This is a genomic window from Streptomyces sp. McG3 (genome assembly GCF_018619185.1).
Lineage (GTDB): Bacteria > Actinomycetota > Actinomycetes > Streptomycetales > Streptomycetaceae > Streptomyces.
Map to the genome: position 1 here is coordinate 1 of NZ_JAAXYC010000187.1, position 15,435 is coordinate 15,435.

The 15,435-nt window shown below is 73.3% G+C and carries 10 protein-coding genes and 1 riboswitch; of the genes, 6 read left to right on the forward strand and 4 right to left on the reverse strand.

Annotated elements, in window-relative coordinates; translation table 11 throughout:
* From HET64_RS25600 to HET64_RS25610, 3 genes are all read left to right on the forward strand, one after another.
* Positions 1-1,420: amidase (locus tag HET64_RS25600; RefSeq protein WP_215109394.1), on the forward strand; the 1,420-nt coding region annotated here is incomplete at its 5' end.
* A gap of 129 nt (positions 1,421-1,549) precedes the next feature.
* Positions 1,550-3,772, forward strand: coding sequence for an NADP-dependent isocitrate dehydrogenase (locus HET64_RS25605; RefSeq protein WP_215109396.1), 2,223 nt, complete (start codon positions 1,550-1,552; stop codon positions 3,770-3,772).
* Positions 3,773-3,895: 123 nt separating this feature from the next.
* Complete coding sequence (locus HET64_RS25610) at positions 3,896-5,533, forward strand: molybdopterin-dependent oxidoreductase (protein WP_215109398.1); 1,638 nt, start codon at positions 3,896-3,898, stop codon at positions 5,531-5,533.
* A gap of 43 nt (positions 5,534-5,576) precedes the next feature.
* Here the strand turns inward: HET64_RS25610 and HET64_RS25615 are convergent, their stop codons facing one another.
* The 3 genes from HET64_RS25615 to HET64_RS25625 form a co-directional block, all read right to left on the reverse strand.
* Entirely contained in the window at positions 5,577-7,223 is a 1,647-nt protein-coding gene (locus HET64_RS25615; RefSeq protein ID WP_215109400.1) for an FAD-dependent monooxygenase, read from the reverse strand.
* Between the two features lie 81 nt (positions 7,224-7,304).
* Positions 7,305-8,180 (reverse strand): oxygenase MpaB family protein, encoded by an 876-nt coding sequence (locus HET64_RS25620; protein ID WP_215109402.1) that lies wholly within the window; start codon positions 8,178-8,180, stop codon positions 7,305-7,307.
* A gap of 45 nt (positions 8,181-8,225) precedes the next feature.
* The gene (locus HET64_RS25625) at positions 8,226-9,290 is read right to left on the reverse strand and encodes a biotin/lipoate A/B protein ligase family protein (RefSeq protein WP_215109411.1); all 1,065 of its coding nucleotides are present in this window, start codon (positions 9,288-9,290) and stop codon (positions 8,226-8,228) included.
* Positions 9,291-9,399: 109 nt separating this feature from the next.
* Between HET64_RS25625 and cobF the strand changes: the two genes are divergently transcribed.
* The gene (cobF, locus tag HET64_RS25630) at positions 9,400-10,188 is read left to right on the forward strand and encodes a precorrin-6A synthase (deacetylating) (protein ID WP_215109404.1); all 789 of its coding nucleotides are present in this window, start codon (positions 9,400-9,402) and stop codon (positions 10,186-10,188) included.
* 97 nt (positions 10,189-10,285) lie between these two features.
* Here the strand turns inward: cobF and HET64_RS25635 are convergent, their stop codons facing one another.
* Complete coding sequence (locus tag HET64_RS25635; protein WP_215109406.1) at positions 10,286-10,483, reverse strand: hypothetical protein; 198 nt, start codon at positions 10,481-10,483, stop codon at positions 10,286-10,288.
* Positions 10,484-10,809: 326 nt separating this feature from the next.
* Positions 10,810-11,025, forward strand: a riboswitch (cobalamin riboswitch).
* A 164-nt stretch (positions 11,026-11,189) separates the two neighbouring features.
* Between HET64_RS25635 and metE the strand changes: the two genes are divergently transcribed.
* The gene (gene metE / locus HET64_RS25640; RefSeq protein WP_215109408.1) at positions 11,190-13,514 is read left to right on the forward strand and encodes a 5-methyltetrahydropteroyltriglutamate--homocysteine S-methyltransferase; all 2,325 of its coding nucleotides are present in this window, start codon (positions 11,190-11,192) and stop codon (positions 13,512-13,514) included.
* 402 nt (positions 13,515-13,916) lie between these two features.
* Positions 13,917-15,435 (forward strand): aminotransferase class V-fold PLP-dependent enzyme (locus tag HET64_RS25645; protein WP_215109410.1); only part of this gene is annotated, 1,519 nt, incomplete at its 3' end.

Consider the following 15,435-nt stretch of genomic DNA (forward strand, 5'->3'; position numbering starts at 1 on the left):
CCGCCCCGCCGCCCCCGTTCCGCCGCCGGGGCCGGGGCTCGCGGAGAGCGCCCGCCGGCTCGCCGACGCCGCCACCACCTCCACCGCACTCGTGGCCGACGCCCTGGCCCGCATCGAGGCGACGCAGCCCACCCTGAACGCCTTCCGCCACCTGCGCACCGCAGCGGCTCTCGCCGAGGCCGCGGAGGCCGACCGGCGGCTCGCGGCGGGGGAGCGGCTGCCGCTCCTCGGCGTGCCGGTCGCCGTCAAGGACGACACCGACGTGGCGGGCCTGCCCACCCACTTCGGCTGCGACGGAGAGCGCCCCCCGGCCGCCTCCGACAGCGAGGCGGTCCGCCGGCTGCGCGCCGCCGGGGCCGTCCTCGTCGGCAAGACCAACTCCTGCGAACTGGGCCAGTGGCCCTTCACCGAAGGTCCCGCCTTCGGCGCCACCCGCAACCCCTGGAACACCGCGCACACCCCTGGCGGCTCCTCCGGCGGATCCGCGGCGGCCGTCGCCGCCGGACTCGTCCCCGCCGCCCTCGGCTCGGACGGCGCCGGATCCGTGCGCATCCCCGCCGCGTGGACGCACCTCGTCGGCATCAAACCGCAGCGCGGGCGCATCTCGGTCCACCCGCACAGCGACGCCTTCCAGGGGCTCACCGTGAACGGCACCCTCGCCCGTACGGTCGCCGACGCGGCGCTGCTCCTGGACGCCGTCGCCGGAGCGCACCCCGAGGACTTCCACCGCCCGCCCGCCGTGCGCGCCGCCGACGCCGCCCGCCGTGACCCGGGCCGCCTCCGCATCGCCCTCGCCTGGCGTCCCCCGCTCACGCTCACTGGCGCCGGACCGGACCCGGAGGTGCGCCGGGCCGTCACCGCGCTCGCCGAGACCCTCGCCCGGCTCGGCCACCACGTCGAGGAAGCCCGCCCCCGGTACGGGCTGATCGGCCTCGCCTTCGTGCCCCGCGCCACCGCGGGCATCGCCGAGTTCGCCGCACGCCACCCCGAACCGGCCCTGCTCGACCCCCGCACCCGCAGCGCCCTGCGGACCGGGACACGGCTGGGCGGGAGGGTGGTGCGGGCCGCCCGCGCCCGTGAAGTGCGCCAGCACCGCAGGATCGGCGCCCTCTTCGACGCCTCCGGCTTCGACGTGCTGCTCACCCCGACCACGGCCGCGCCGCCGCCCCGGATCGGATCCTTCGACCGCCTCAGCGCCTGGCGCACCGACCTCACGATGGCGGCCGCCTGCCCCTACGCCTGGCCGTGGAACGTCCTCGGCTGGCCCGGGGTGAACGTCCCGGCCGGCTTCACCCGGTCCGGGCTCCCCGTCGGCGCCCAGCTCCTGGGCCCCTCCCGCAGCGAGGAGCGGCTGATCGCGCTCGCCGCCCAACTGGAGGACGACCTGCGCTGGTACGAGCACCGGCCGCCGACGCCGTAACCCGGAGTCACCGGAACGTCACTGGACCCCGTACGGACTGTGAAGCCGTGCGGGGGCCTTGTGGAGCCCGGCACGGTGAGGAGATATCTTGATGTCAAGCAATGTTGCAGACGTGGAGCGGAGCACCCGGTGACTGACTCGACCATCATCTATACGCACACCGACGAGGCCCCTGCCCTGGCGACCTACTCGTTCCTGCCCGTCGTCGAGGCCTACGCCTCGACCGCAGGCGTCACGGTCGAGCGCCGTGACATCTCCCTCGCGGGCCGGATCATCGCCAGTTTCCCGGAGCACCTCAAGGCCGAGCAGCGTATCGATGACGCTCTCGCCGAGCTCGGCGAGCTGGCCAGGACGCCCGGCGCGAACATCATCAAGCTGCCGAACATCTCGGCGTCGATCCCGCAGCTCAAGGCCGCCGTCGCGGAGCTCCAGGAGCAGGGCTACGCGCTTCCGGACTACCCGGACGACCCGCGGACCGACGAGGCCAAGGACATCCGCGCCCGGTACGACAAGGTCAAGGGCAGCGCCGTGAACCCGGTGCTGCGCGAGGGCAACTCCGACCGCCGTGCCCCCGCGTCCGTCAAGAACTACGCCAAGGCCCACCCGCACCGCATGGGCGCCTGGAGCGCCGACTCGAAGACGAACGTCGCCACGATGGGCGTCGACGACTTCCGCTCCACCGAGAAGTCCGCGGTCATCGCCGAGGACGGCTCGCTCCGCATCGAGCTCCACGGCGACGACGGCACCACCACCGTGCTCCGCGAGTCCGTACCCGTCCTCAAGGGCGAGGTCGTCGACGCGGCCGTCATGCGCGTCGCCGCGCTGCGCGAGTTCTTCACCGCGCAGGTCGCCCGCGCCAAGGCCGAGGGCGTGCTGTTCTCCGTGCACCTCAAGGCCACCATGATGAAGGTCTCCGACCCGATCATCTTCGGCCACGCGGTCCGCGCCTTCTTCCCGAACACCTTCGCCAAGTACGGTGACCAGCTCGCCGCGGCGGGCCTCACCCCGAACGACGGCCTGGGCGGCATCCTCAAGGGCCTGGCCTCGCTGCCGGGCGTCGGTGCCGAGATCCAGGCGTCCTTCGAGGCCGAGCTCGCCGAGGGCCCCGCCCTCGCGATGGTCGACTCCGACAAGGGCATCACCAACCTGCACGTCCCCAGCGACGTCATCGTCGACGCCTCCATGCCCGCCATGATCCGCACTTCGGGTCACATGTGGGGCCCGGACGGCGACGAGGCCGACACCATCGCCGTCCTCCCGGACAGCAGCTACGCCGGTGTCTACCAGGTCGTCATCGACGACTGCCGCGCCAACGGCGCCTTCGACCCGGCCACCATGGGCTCCGTGCCCAACGTCGGGCTGATGGCGCAGAAGGCCGAGGAGTACGGCAGCCACGACAAGACCTTCGAGATCCCCGCCACCGGCACCGTGCGCGTCGTCGACGCGAGCGGCGCGGTCGTGCTGGAGCAGGCCGTCGGCGCCGGCGACATCTTCCGGATGTGCCAGACCAAGGACCTGCCGATCCAGGACTGGGTGAAGCTCGCCGTCACCCGTGCCCGCGCCACCGGCAACCCGGCCGTGTTCTGGCTGGACGGGACCCGCGCGCACGACGCCAACCTGATCGCCAAGGTCACCACGTACCTCGCCGACCACGACACCGACGGCCTGGACATCACCATCAAGTCCCCGGTCGAGGCCACGGCCTTCTCCCTGGAGCGCATCCGCCGCGGCGAGGACACCATCTCCGTCACCGGCAACGTGCTCCGCGACTACCTCACCGACCTCTTCCCGATCCTGGAGCTCGGCACCAGCGCGAAGATGCTCTCCGTCGTCCCGCTGATGAACGGCGGCGGCCTCTTCGAGACCGGCGCGGGCGGCTCGGCCCCCAAGCACGTCCAGCAGCTCGTCAAGGAGAACTACCTCCGCTGGGACAGCCTGGGCGAGTTCCTGGCCCTCGCGGTCAGCTTCGAGCACCTGGCGACCACCACGGACAACGCGCGGGCGCAGGTCCTGGCCGACAGCCTGGACCGGGCCACGGGCACCTTCCTCAACGAGGACAAGTCCCCGAGCCGTCGCCTCGGCGGTATCGACAACCGCGGCAGCCACTTCTACCTGGCCCTGTACTGGGCCCAGGAGCTGGCGCGGCAGACCGACGACGCGAAGCTCGCCGAGGCGTTCGCGCCGCTCGCCAAGACGCTGGCCGAGCAGGAGGAGACCATCGTCGCCGAGCTGATCGCGGTGCAGGGCTCCCCGGCCGAGATCGGCGGCTACTTCCAGCCCGACCCGGCCAAGGCCGAGGCGATCATGCGCCCGTCCGCCACGTTCAACCAGGCCATCGCGTCCCTCGCCTGACCTGAAGCGAGGCGGATCCGTCCGCCTCACCGCCCCGCCCCGGCAGGCCCCGTGCCCGCCGGGGCGGTCCGCGTTCGCAGCCCGTACGGACGAAGGACCAATCCGCCGGGGCCGGGGCTCCGAATGACGACCGTGAGTATCACCCGGAAAGCCCTGACCCGCGGCACGCTCGCCGCCCTGAGCGGACTGCTCGCGGGATTCGCCTCGCTGGCCGTCGCCGAGCTGGTCTCGGCGGCCGTCAGGCCCGAGGCGAGTCCGGTGACGGCGGTCGGCGGAGCGGCCATCGACCGGACGCCCGCCGGTGTGAAGGACTGGGCGATCCGGAACTTCGGCGAGGACGACAAGCTCGTCCTGCAACTCGGCATCGTCGTCACGCTCGCCCTCTTCGCCCTGGCCGTCGGTCTGTTGGCGCTCCGGCACCGGCGGGCCGGCTCCGCGGCCGTCCTGCTCTTCGGTGTGGTCGGCACGGCGGCCGCCGTCAGCAGGCCGGACTCCACGGGTCTCGTGGACGGTCTGCCGTCCCTGCTGGGGGCGATCGTCGGGGCCGCGCTGCTGTACGTCCTCATCGGCCGGCTCACCCGCCCGCACCGGACCGCCGGCCAGGAGCAGGAGCGCGCGCCGGTCGACGAGCGGGACGGCGAACAGGCCAACGAGCCGGAGCAGGAGGCCGGCTGGGACCGGCGGGGCTTCGTGATCGCCGCCACCGCGGCGGCCGCCGCGTCCACGGCGGCCGGTGCCGTCGGCCGCGCGCTGAACAGCCGCAGCAGCCAGAACGCCGTCGCCTCCCGCGAGGCCGTGACGCTGCCGAAGCCGGCCTCGCCGGCGAGGCCGATCCCGGCGGGGGCACAGCTGAGGGTCCGCGGCATCAGCCCCTTCACCACCCCGAACGACTCCTTCTACCGGGTGGACACCGCCCTCGTGATTCCCAAGGTCGACGCGAACGCCTGGCGGCTCCGCATCCACGGCAAGGGCGTACGCCGGGACCTGGAGTTCACCTACCAGGACCTGCTGGAACGCCCCTTGATCGAACGCGAGATCACCCTCTGCTGCGTCTCCAACGAGGTCGGCGGACCCTACATCGGGCACGCCAGGTGGATCGGCGTACGCCTGGCCGACCTGCTCAAGGAGGCGGGCGTCAAGCCACCTTCCCGAGGCGGCGAGGCCGACCAGATCATCGCCCGCTCGGTGGACGGCATGACGCTCGGCACCCCCGTCGAGGACGTCATGGACGGCCGGGACGCGATGCTCGCCGTCGGCATGAACGGCGAACCGCTGCCCTTCGTCAACGGGTTCCCCGTCCGGATGCTCGTCCCCGGCCTGTACGGGTACGTCTCCGCCTGCAAGTGGATCGAGGACATCGAGCTCACCACGTTCGACGACTACGACGCCTACTGGGTGAAGCGCAAGTGGGCGCGAGAGGCCCCGATCAAGACCCAGTCCCGGATCGACACCCCCAAGCCCTTCGGCCGCCCGGAGGCCGGCACGGTGATGGTGGCCGGAGTGGCCTGGGCCCAGCACCGTGGCATCGAGAAGGTCGAGATCCGGGTGGACGACGGTCCCTGGCGGCCGGCACAGCTCGCCGAACAGGGCACCGTCGACACCTGGCGCCAGTGGTCCTACCCCTGGAAGGCGACTCCCGGTGGTCACACCCTGACCGTCCGCGCCACCGACCGCACCGGCGAGCTCCAGACCGAGGAGCGCACCAAGACCGTCCCCGACGGTGCGAGCGGCTGGCACTCCGTCGTGGTGACCGTCGACTGATCACCCGTCATGGACGGCCCGTGGGCGCGGCTTTCGTGCCGCCTCACGGGCCGAAGACCCTCCCGAGCGACGCCGCCAGCTCCCGAACCGTCGGCGGACTCAGGCGGGCGCCCAGATACCCGTCCGGCCGCACCACGAACGCCGTCCCCTCCCCGGCCCCGTACTGACGCGCGAACTCACCGAGACCGTCCCGGTGGAGGGGGACCGGCGCCCCGGGGGCGGTCGCTCCGGCGGGCAGGATCCAGCGTGTCTCCATCAGTCCGTGCGACAACTCCCTTGCAGCGGCGGCGAGATCGGCCACCGTGTCGCCGGCCGGGTGGGTCCCGTACACCAGCAGGACGTGCCCGCTCCCGCGCAGCACGTCGAACAGCCGCATCGGATACGCGGCGATGTCGCCCGTGAGGCCGCCGCAGTCCGGGGCCCGGTCCCCGGGGCGCGGCACGCTCCCGTCGTCCGGGGGCGGCGGCGCCACCAGTGGGCTGTCCCGGTAGTCGATGAGCAGCTGGGCCTCGCGCAGCAGCAGGGTCGCGGGGTCCGCCGGATCGGCCTGGACGCCCTCGGCGGCGTGCCGGACGGTCCGGCCGACGACCTCCTCGCCGACCGGACGGCGCTCGGCGTCGTAACCGGTGAGCACGTTCGGCCCCGCCGCGTCCCCGACCGCCAGCGCCAGCTTCCACGCCAGGTCGCAGGCGTCCTGGATCCCGGTGTTCATGCCCTGGGCGCCGGTCGGCGGGTGGATGTGCGCCGCGTCCCCGGCGACGAACACCCGGCCCCGGCCGTAGCGGTCCACCAGGCGGTGGCTGATCCGGAACACCGACGACCAGCGGAGCGCGGACGCCGTGACCGGTTCCGGGGCCAGCCGGTCCAGGACCTTCTGGATGTCGGCGAGGGCGGGCGCGGTGCCTCCCTCCAGACCGTGGGCCACCCCGTCGCCGCCGGCCGCCCCGGAAGCCTCCGCCTGCCGTGCGGCGGACAGCTCCGGCGGGACCAGCATCGACATCCGGTAGCGGCCCGTCCCCGGCAGCGGGATGCACACCAGCAGATCGTCGATCGCACCGCCCTCGCCCCGGTGCATGGAGCGCACCCCGTACCCGGGCGGCAGGCCCCAGCCCACCTCCACATCGGCGAGCATGTACTCCTCCGGGAACGCGCCGCCCTCGAAGGAGAGCCCGAGCCCCTTGCGGACCAGGCTGTGCGCCCCGTCGCACCCCACCAGGAACCGGGACCGGACCTCCTCCTCACCCCCGGACGACGTGGTCAGCCGGCTTGTCACCCCGTCGGCGTCCTGGGCGAACGCCGTCAGCTCGGTGGCACGCTCGATCACGGTGCCGAAACGCCCGAGGAACTGCTCCAGGACGCGTTCGGTCTCGTACTGCGGCAGCGCGGCGAACCCGTACGGCACCTCGGGCGGGAGGACCAGCTCGATCCGCCCCTCCGCGACGCCGTTGAGGTACGTCAGCTGTCCGCGCATCGGGACGGCCGCGTCCAGCACGTCCCGCACCAGGCCCATCCGGTCGAAGAGCTCCAGGGTCCGCGGCTGGACGCCCACCGCCTTGGCGTACGGCAGCCGGGCCGGGAGGCGGTCCACGATCCGGCAGGAGACCCCCGATCGCCGCAGCTCGGCGGCGAGCGTCAGCCCGACCGGGCCGGCGCCCGCCACGAGTACGTCGGTCGATTCGCTGCGTGCCACCGGGGCCTCCCGCCGTGGGCCCCCCTGGGTACGGTTCCCTCCATCGTCCTGCCATCGGCGGTCTCCGGCACCCGGGGACCCTCACGCCTGGGCGGGTGCGGGCGGCGGAGTCATGGCCCACCGGATCGTCCTGGTCAGGGCCCTCCCGGCGGGCCGGACACAGACCCGCTCGACCCTCGGCAGCCGGGGCAGCCGGAGCTGTTCCCCGGCCCACGGCGGCAGGGCGGCCACGGCGTTGGCGGCGAGCACGGCGTACGGGGGGCGGGCCGCCCAGGGCAGCGGTGGGTGCAGAAGAATGAAGCGGGCCGCGTCCAGGGCCTCCTGGGTGGCGCGCAGCTCGGGGCGGTAGGCGGCGATCCGTGTCGCCAGCTCCGCCCGGTCGCGCGGGGGGTCGGGGACGCCGAGGGCCCGGGCCACGGTCGCCATGTCGTCGATGTACCCGTCGCACCCGGCGCCGTCCAACGGCCGTGCCCCGTACCGTTGGTGGGCGCGCAGGAAGCTGTCCACCTCGGCGATGTGCACCCAGCACAACAGATGCGGGTCGGCCGCGTGGTACGGCTCACCGGAGGACGCGATGCCGCGCACCCCCTCGTGCACGGACCGTACGCGGTCGACCGCCTCCTGGGCGTGCTCCGCCGTACCGAACGTGGTCACCGCCAGGAACGTACTGGTCCGCTGGAGCCGCCCCCACGGGTCGCCCCGGAACCCGGAGTGGCCCGCGACGGCGGCCATGGCGAGGGGGTGCAGCGACTGGAGGAGCAGGGCCCGCAGCCCGCCGATGAACATCGACGCGTCCCCGTGCACCCGGCGCACCGGCCGGTCGGGGCCGAACCAGCGCGGCCCCGGGGTGCCATGGATCCGGGCCCGGTTCTCCGGTCCGGAGGGGCCCGCGACCCGGGAGAACAGGCTCCTGCCGAGCCGTTCCCGTACCCCGGAGCCTGGCGCCGCCCTGTCCATGGGTCCCAGTATGCCCGGGCGGACGTCCCGCGGGTCCGGACTTCGCTACGGCACCCGGGCCGTCCACTCCGGCGTACCGAACTTCGTCCGTACGAGCTCCTCGGCGCGTGCCAGCTCGGCGTCCGTCACGCTGCCCGTGGTGAGCCCGTGGCGCCTGCGGAACGATTCGATCATGCGGTCGATGACGGTCTGGCGGGGCAGCCCGGTCTGCCGCCGCAGCGGATCGACGCGCTTCTTCGCGGACCGGGTGCCCTTGTCGGACATCTTCTCCTTGCCGATCCGCAGCACCTCCAGCATCTTGTCGGCGTCGATGTCGTACGCCATGGTCACGTGGTGCAGCACGGCCCCTGGGCCGCCGTCCGGCCCGACCACCCGCTTCTGCGCCGCCCCGGCGATCTTGCCGACCTCGGTGGCGATGTCGTTGAGCGGCTGGTACCAGGCCTTGATGCCCATGTCCGCGAGGGCTTCGAGGACCCAGTCGTCCAGATAGGCGTAGCTGTCGGCGAACGACAGCCCGGAGACCAGGGACTGCGGGACGGCCAGCGAGTAGGTGATGGTGGAGCTGGGCTCGGCGAACATCGCGCCGCCGCCGGAGATCCGGCGTACGACGCTCACGCCGTGCCGCTCGACGCCCGCCGGGTCCACCTCGTTGCGCAGCGACTGGAAGCTGCCGATGATCACGGCGGGGGAGTCCCACTCCCAGACCCGCAGCGTCGGCGGCCGCAGGCCCGCCGCGACCTCGGCGGTGATGACCTCGTCCAGCGCCATGTGCAGGGCGGGCGACTGCGGGGCCTCGTGGATCAGCTGCCAGTCGTAGTCGCTCCACTCCGTGGCCTGCGCGAGCGCCCGGCGCACGGCGACGGCGACGCCCTCCGCGCTCAGCCCGAGCATCACCGTGGAGTCGGGCAGCGCCGCCTCGATCCGGGCGGCGAGCCCGGCCGTGTCGGTGTGGGCCGGGGCGCCCTCCAGCGCCGCGTCGATCGCCAGGATCGCCTCGTCGGGTTCGAGGAAGAAGTCCCCGGCGACGCGGACGTTCCGCAACGCCCCGCCCGCCACCTCCAGGTCCACCACGACCAGCTTGCCGCCGGGAACCTTGTACTCACCGTGCACAGCCATGCCTCCGCCCTCGGGTCCCGGCCCGTTGTGAGCCGGACACAAACGTCCATAACGCATGCGCGGGACCGGTTCATCCCACCCACCCCTGGCATGATCGGCCGGCATGAGCGACGCACCCCGTCACATCCTCGTCATCGGCATGGGCGCCGGCGACCCCGACCACCTGACGCTCGCCGCGGTGAAGGCCATGCGCCGGGCCGACGTCTTCTTCGTGCTGGGAAAGGGCAAGGAGAAGGACGCGCTGACCCGGCTGCGGCGGGACATCCTCGACGAACACCTGACCGGCCCCTACCGCGTCGTCGAGGCCGAGGACCCGTGGCGGGACCGCACCCAGCAGGACGCCGGGCGCTACACCTCGGCGGTGCACGACTGGCGCCACCGCCGCGCCGACATCTGCGAACGCCTGATCGTCGAGGAGCTCGCACCGGGGCAGTGCGGAGCCTTCCTCGTGTGGGGCGACCCGTCCCTGTACGACAGCACCCTCGCGATCCTCGACGACATCCGAGGACGCGGAACGGTGGAATTCGGCCACGAGGTGATCCCCGGCATCAGCAGCGTCTCCGCCCTCGCCGCCCGGCACCGCGTCACCCTGAACCGGGTCGGCCGCCCCATCCACATCACCCCCGGACGACGTCTCGCCCAGGGATTCCCCGAGGACTGCGACCTCGTCGTGATGCTCGACGGCCACGAGAGCTTCACGCATCTGACGGGCAGGGGGTGGTGGATCCACTGGGGCGCCTACATCGGGACCCCGGACGAGATCCTGGTCTCCGGCCCGCTCGATCAGGTGGCCGGCCGGATCAGCAGGCTGCGCGCGGAGGCCCGCGAACGGCACGGCTGGATCATGGACACCTACCTGCTGAGCCGGGAGCCCGGCGCCGACGGCGATTGACGCCCGGTGGCTGACGGGTCCACGTCGAGGCGCGGGCGGGTGAGGGCCTCCGCACCTCGTCGTCGGACCGGCAGGGGTGTCAGGGGTGTGAGGGGCGTCAGCCCCGGGACTCGTGCGCCCGGATCACACCGAGGCCGTGCCCCAGGCTCGGGCATTCGGCGGTGAGGTCGTCGCCCCGCACCAGGTAGTCGTGCACCCGGCCGTCCGCCGGTCGTTCGATCGCGCGATACAGCGTGCCGTTCACGGTGATCGTCCAGTCGTCGCCGTCCTGGGCCCACCCGACTGTCTTCTTCATCTGGCGTTTTCCGTTTCCTCGGTCGGCCTCGCCGCGGGTCGGCGGCCGTGTAGTGGGAAGAAGAACGGCTTGTGACGCTCGGTGGTTCCGCAGTCCCTACGCCATTCGGTTACATCTGTGTCACTGTCACGTCCAGTGGACGCGCTCGACCTGACTGGCGGTCAGCACACGGCTGACGAACGGCCGAACGAGTGGAGAACGCGCGTAGCCCGACGCGGCGGCCCGCCGCGACGGAGTGCGCCCCGGAGCCCGGGAGTGGGTCCGCCCGTGTCTCACGTCACCGTCCGAAGTGTGAACAACGGTGTGCGCGGGCCGGGCGTCCGCCTAGGCTGATCGGTGCAGCTGGTTCGCCCTGTCCGCCAGGCGGGGTGTCGTAAGAGGGAACCCGGTGGGAATCCGGGACTGCCCCGCAGCGGTGAGTGGGAACGACCGCCGTCATACGCACTGGGCCCGTCCGGGTCCGGGAAGCGACGGCCAGTAGGTGTCTGCCCCGGCAGACGTGCCCGCGAGTCCGAAGACCTGCCCGTTGCCCGCACGCGACCGTTCGCGTGCGGAGATCCCGGTGACCTCGTGGGCGGGTCGGCGTAACCATCAGGCGGACGGACACGGTTCCATGTGTCCCGGTTCCCGCCCGATGCGTCATCCCTTCGCGTCCGCTTCCCGTCCCGGGGTCTGTCCCGCAGACACGCTCGCGAAGGAGAGTCACGTGACAGCGAAGCCCGCAGCCGCGGCAGCACGGGCCACCGTGTACGGCTACCCCCGCCAGGGTCAAAACCGTGAACTGAAGAGGGCCATCGAGGGCTACTGGAAGGGCCGCGTCGACGCCGACGCCCTCCGGGAGACCGCCGCCGAGCTGCGCAGGGGAACCTGGCAGCAGCTCGCCGGGGCCGGGGTCCACGAGGTGCCGACCGGTGATTTCTCCTACTACGACCATGTCCTGGACACCAGCGTCATGGTCGGCGCTGTGCCCGAGCGGCACCGCGCAGCCGTCGACGCGGACGCCCTCGACGGCTACTTCGCCATGGCCCGCGGCACGCAGGACGTCGCTCCACTGGAGATGACGAAGTGGTTCGACACCAACTACCACTATCTGGTGCCTGAGTTGGGTCCGGACACGGTGTTCGCCGCCGACTCCGCCAAGCAGGTCGCGGAGTTCCGGGAGGCGCTGGCCCTCGGTCTGACGCCCCGGCCGGTGCTGGTCGGACCCATCACCTACCTCCTGCTCGCCAAGGCGGCCCCCGGGGTGGCGGCGGACTTCGAGCCGCTGACCCTGCTGGACCGGCTGCTTCCCGTGTACGCCGAGGTCCTCGCCGATCTGCGCGCGGCGGGCGCCGCGTGGGTGCAGCTCGATGAACCCGCACTCGTCCAGGACCGCACCCCGGCCGAGCTGAACGCCGCCGCCCGCGCCTACCGCGAGCTCGGCGGGCTCGCGGACCGGCCCCGACTGCTGGTCGCCTCCTACTTCGGGCGGCTCGGCGAAGCACTGGCGGTCCTGGCCAAGGCCCCCATCGACGGGCTGGCCCTGGACTTCACCGAGTCCGGCGCGGGGAACCTCGACGACCTCGCGGCGGCCGGCGGACTGCCCGGCAAGCGCCTGGTCGCCGGTGTGGTGAACGGCCGTAACGTCTGGATCAACGACCACGAGAAGTCGCTCGCCACCCTCGGCACCCTCCTCGGCCTCGCCGGCCGGGTCGACGTCTCCGCCTCCTGCTCCCTGCTGCACGTCCCGCTGGACGCGGGCGCCGAGCAGGGCATCGACCCGGGGATCGCCCGCTGGCTCGCCTTCGCCCGGCAGAAGACCGAGGAGATCGTCGTCCTGGCCCGCGGCCTGGGCGGCGGAACGGACACCATCGCGGCCGAACTCGCCGCCAACCGCGCCGACCTGGCCTCCCGCGCCGACGCCGCGCTCACCCGTGACCCGGCCGTCCGCGCCCGCACGGCGGCCGTCACCGACGCGGACGGCCGCCGATCCCGGCCGTACCCGGAACGGGCCGCCGCCCAGCGCGCCCACCTCGGGCTGCCGCTGCTGCCGACGACCACCATCGGCTCGTTCCCGCAGACCACGGAACTGCGCACCGCGCGCGCCGACCTGCGGGCGGGGCGGATCGACGAGGCCGGGTACGAGGAGCGCATCAAGGACGAGATCCGCGAGGTCCTCTCCTTCCAGGAGAAGGCCGGACTGGACGTCCTGGTGCACGGCGAGCCCGAACGCAACGACATGGTCCAGTACTTCGCCGAGCAGCTCACCGGTTACCTCGCCACCCAGCACGGCTGGGTGCAGTCCTACGGCACCCGATACGTCCGGCCGCCGGTCCTCGCGGGCGACATCTCGCGCCCCGAGCCGATGACGGTGCGCTGGACCACGTACGCGCAGTCGCTGACCGAGCGCCCCGTCAAGGGCATGCTCACCGGCCCGGTCACCATGCTCGCCTGGTCCTTCGTCCGCGACGACCAGCCGCTCGGCGACACCGCCCGCCAGGTGGCCCTGGCTCTGCGCGACGAGGTGAACGACCTGGAAGCGAGCGGTACTTCGGTGATCCAGGTCGACGAGCCCGCGCTGCGCGAGACACTGCCGCTGCGGGCGGCCGAGCGCGCCGCTTACCTGGAGTGGGCGACGGAGTCCTTCCGGCTCGCCACCTCCGGAGTGCGGCCGGACACCCAGATCCACACCCACATGTGCTACGCGGAGTTCGGCGACATCGTCCAGGCCATCGACGACCTCGACGCCGACGTGATCAGCCTGGAGGCGGCCCGCTCCCATATGCAGGTCGCCCGAGAACTGGCCGCCCACGGCTACCCGCGTGAGGCCGGACCCGGCGTCTACGACATCCACTCCCCGCGCATCCCCGGCGCCGAGGAGGCGGCGGCCCTGCTGCGCAAGGGACTTGAGGCCATCCCCGCCGAGCGCCTGTGGGTGAACCCCGACTGCGGCCTGAAGACCCGCGGCTGGCCCGAGACCCGGGCCTCCCTGGAGAACCTGGTCGCCGCCGCGCGGGAGATCCGCGCGGAGCTGCCGGCCGAAGCGGCGTGATCCGGGCCCGGTGCGGGAGCGGTCGCCACCGCTCCCGCACCGGGCCTTGCCCGTACGTATTCCGGGGGACCATGGGGTGGGACCCGGCCCGACGGTCCTGCGCGGGCAGGGCGCCGAACCCGTGCCGGCGTGGGCCGTCGGCTCCCTCCCGACTACGCTCGGGGGAACGGTAGTTCGGACGCCGGTGGATCGCCCCGTACGGCGGGAACGTATTCCTTCGCACGGTCGGAGTTAGGTTAGCCTAACCAGCGAATGCCCGGTTGTGGATCTTTCCGTGACCGGTGCCGCCCCGCGTGCGGGGCGGCACACCCGCATGACCCGCCGCGCACTCCGACCGAAGGACTTCGCCATGTTGCGTGCCCAGGGCCTGTCGTCCTGTGAACTCCCCGTGGAGCGTGGGGTGTGAGCGACGGTAAGCAGCCGGCTCCCGGCCCGGAAGGTCCGCGGGAAGGTCTCGTCGCGGGCGGTGCGCACGGGCCGGGCCGGCTACGGGCCCTCACCGCGATCGTCCTGGACGCGCTGGAGAACGCCGCCCCGGCCCGGGGCGGCCCGCTGCCCGCCGGAGGGCCCGAGGCCGTGGCCCTGAACACGCTCGCCCTCTGCACCCCGGTCCTGCCGGAGGAGGGCATCGGACCCGAGGCCGCGCTCGGGGACCTGGTCCGCGCGGTCGCGGAAGGGGCCGCCGATCCGGCCGACCCCGCCTGCGTCGCCCATCTGCACTGCCCGCCGCTCGCCGTCGCCGTCGCGGCGGACCTGGCCGGGGCGGCCCTCAACCCCTCCATGGACTCCTGGGACCAGGCGCCCGCCGCCGGGGTGATCGAAGAGCTGACCACGGCCGCACTGGCCCGCCTGGTCCACCCGGCGGCCCCCGCCCCCGACGCCCTCATCACCAGCGGCGGCACCGAGTCGAACCTGGTCGCCCTGCTCCTCGCCCGGGAACGAGCGGCCCCCCGCACCCTCCGGGTGGTGACCGGCGCCAACGCCCACCACAGCGTGCACCGCGCCGCATGGATGCTCGGTCTGCCCGCCCCCGTGGTCGTCGCCTGCCGCGGCGGCCGGATCGACCCGGCCGCCCTCGACGACGCCCTGGCCGCCCTCGCCGGAGCACCGCTGCTGGTCGTCGCCACCGCCGGGACCACCGACGAGGGGCGTATCGACCCGCTGCCGGAGATCGCCGGCATCGCCGAACGGCACGCGGCCCAGCTCCACGTCGATGCCGCCTACGGTGGTCCGCTGCTGTTCAGCGAGCGGTTGGCCCCGCTGCTCGCGGGCCTGGAGCACGCCGCCTCCGTAACGTTCGACCTGCACAAACTCGGCTGGCAGCCGGTCGCCGCAGGAGTGCTCGCCGTCGCGGACGCCGGGATGCTCGCGCCGCTGTCCCTGCGCGCCGACTACCTCAACGCCGACGACGACACCGAGGCCGGACTCCCGGACCTGCTGGGCCGCTCGATCCGCACCACCCGGCGCCCCGACGCCCTGAAGATGGCGGTCACCTTCCGGGCACTCGGCCGCCGGGGGCTCGGCGAACTGGTGGAGCACTGCGTGCGTACGGCAACGGAGTTCGGCCGGGCCGTCGATGCCCGCCCCGCGCTGCGCCGACGCCACGGCGACATCGGGATCAGCACCGTGCTGTTCCGCCCCGCGGTGGCCGACACGCTGCCGGACGAGGCGGGCGACGCCGTGGTCGCCGCTGTCCGCCGCACCCTGCTCGCCGAGGGGCGCGCCGTCCTCGGCCGCGCGGTGGCGGAGGACGGCGACGGCCGGCGCCGCCTGTGGTTGAAGGCCACCCTGCTGCACCCGGACGCGGCCACCGCCGACCTGCTGCCCCTGCTCGACCTCGTCACGGCGGCGGCGGACCGTGCGGTGACCGAAGCGGGGGCGGCCGAAGACACCGATGCCCCCGTGGCGGAAAGGCTGTCGC

Excerpts from the sequence above, each read along its gene's own strand:
- HET64_RS25610 (WP_215109398.1), top strand. The coding sequence starts at position 3,896 with ATGACGACCGTGAGTATCACCCGGAAAGCCCTGACCCGCGGCACGCTC.
- HET64_RS25620 (WP_215109402.1), bottom strand. The coding sequence starts at position 8,180 with ATGGACAGGGCGGCGCCAGGCTCCGGGGTACGGGAACGGCTCGGCAGG.
- cobF (WP_215109404.1), top strand. The coding sequence starts at position 9,400 with ATGAGCGACGCACCCCGTCACATCCTCGTCATCGGCATGGGCGCCGGC.
- HET64_RS25635 (WP_215109406.1), bottom strand. The coding sequence starts at position 10,483 with ATGAAGAAGACAGTCGGGTGGGCCCAGGACGGCGACGACTGGACGATC.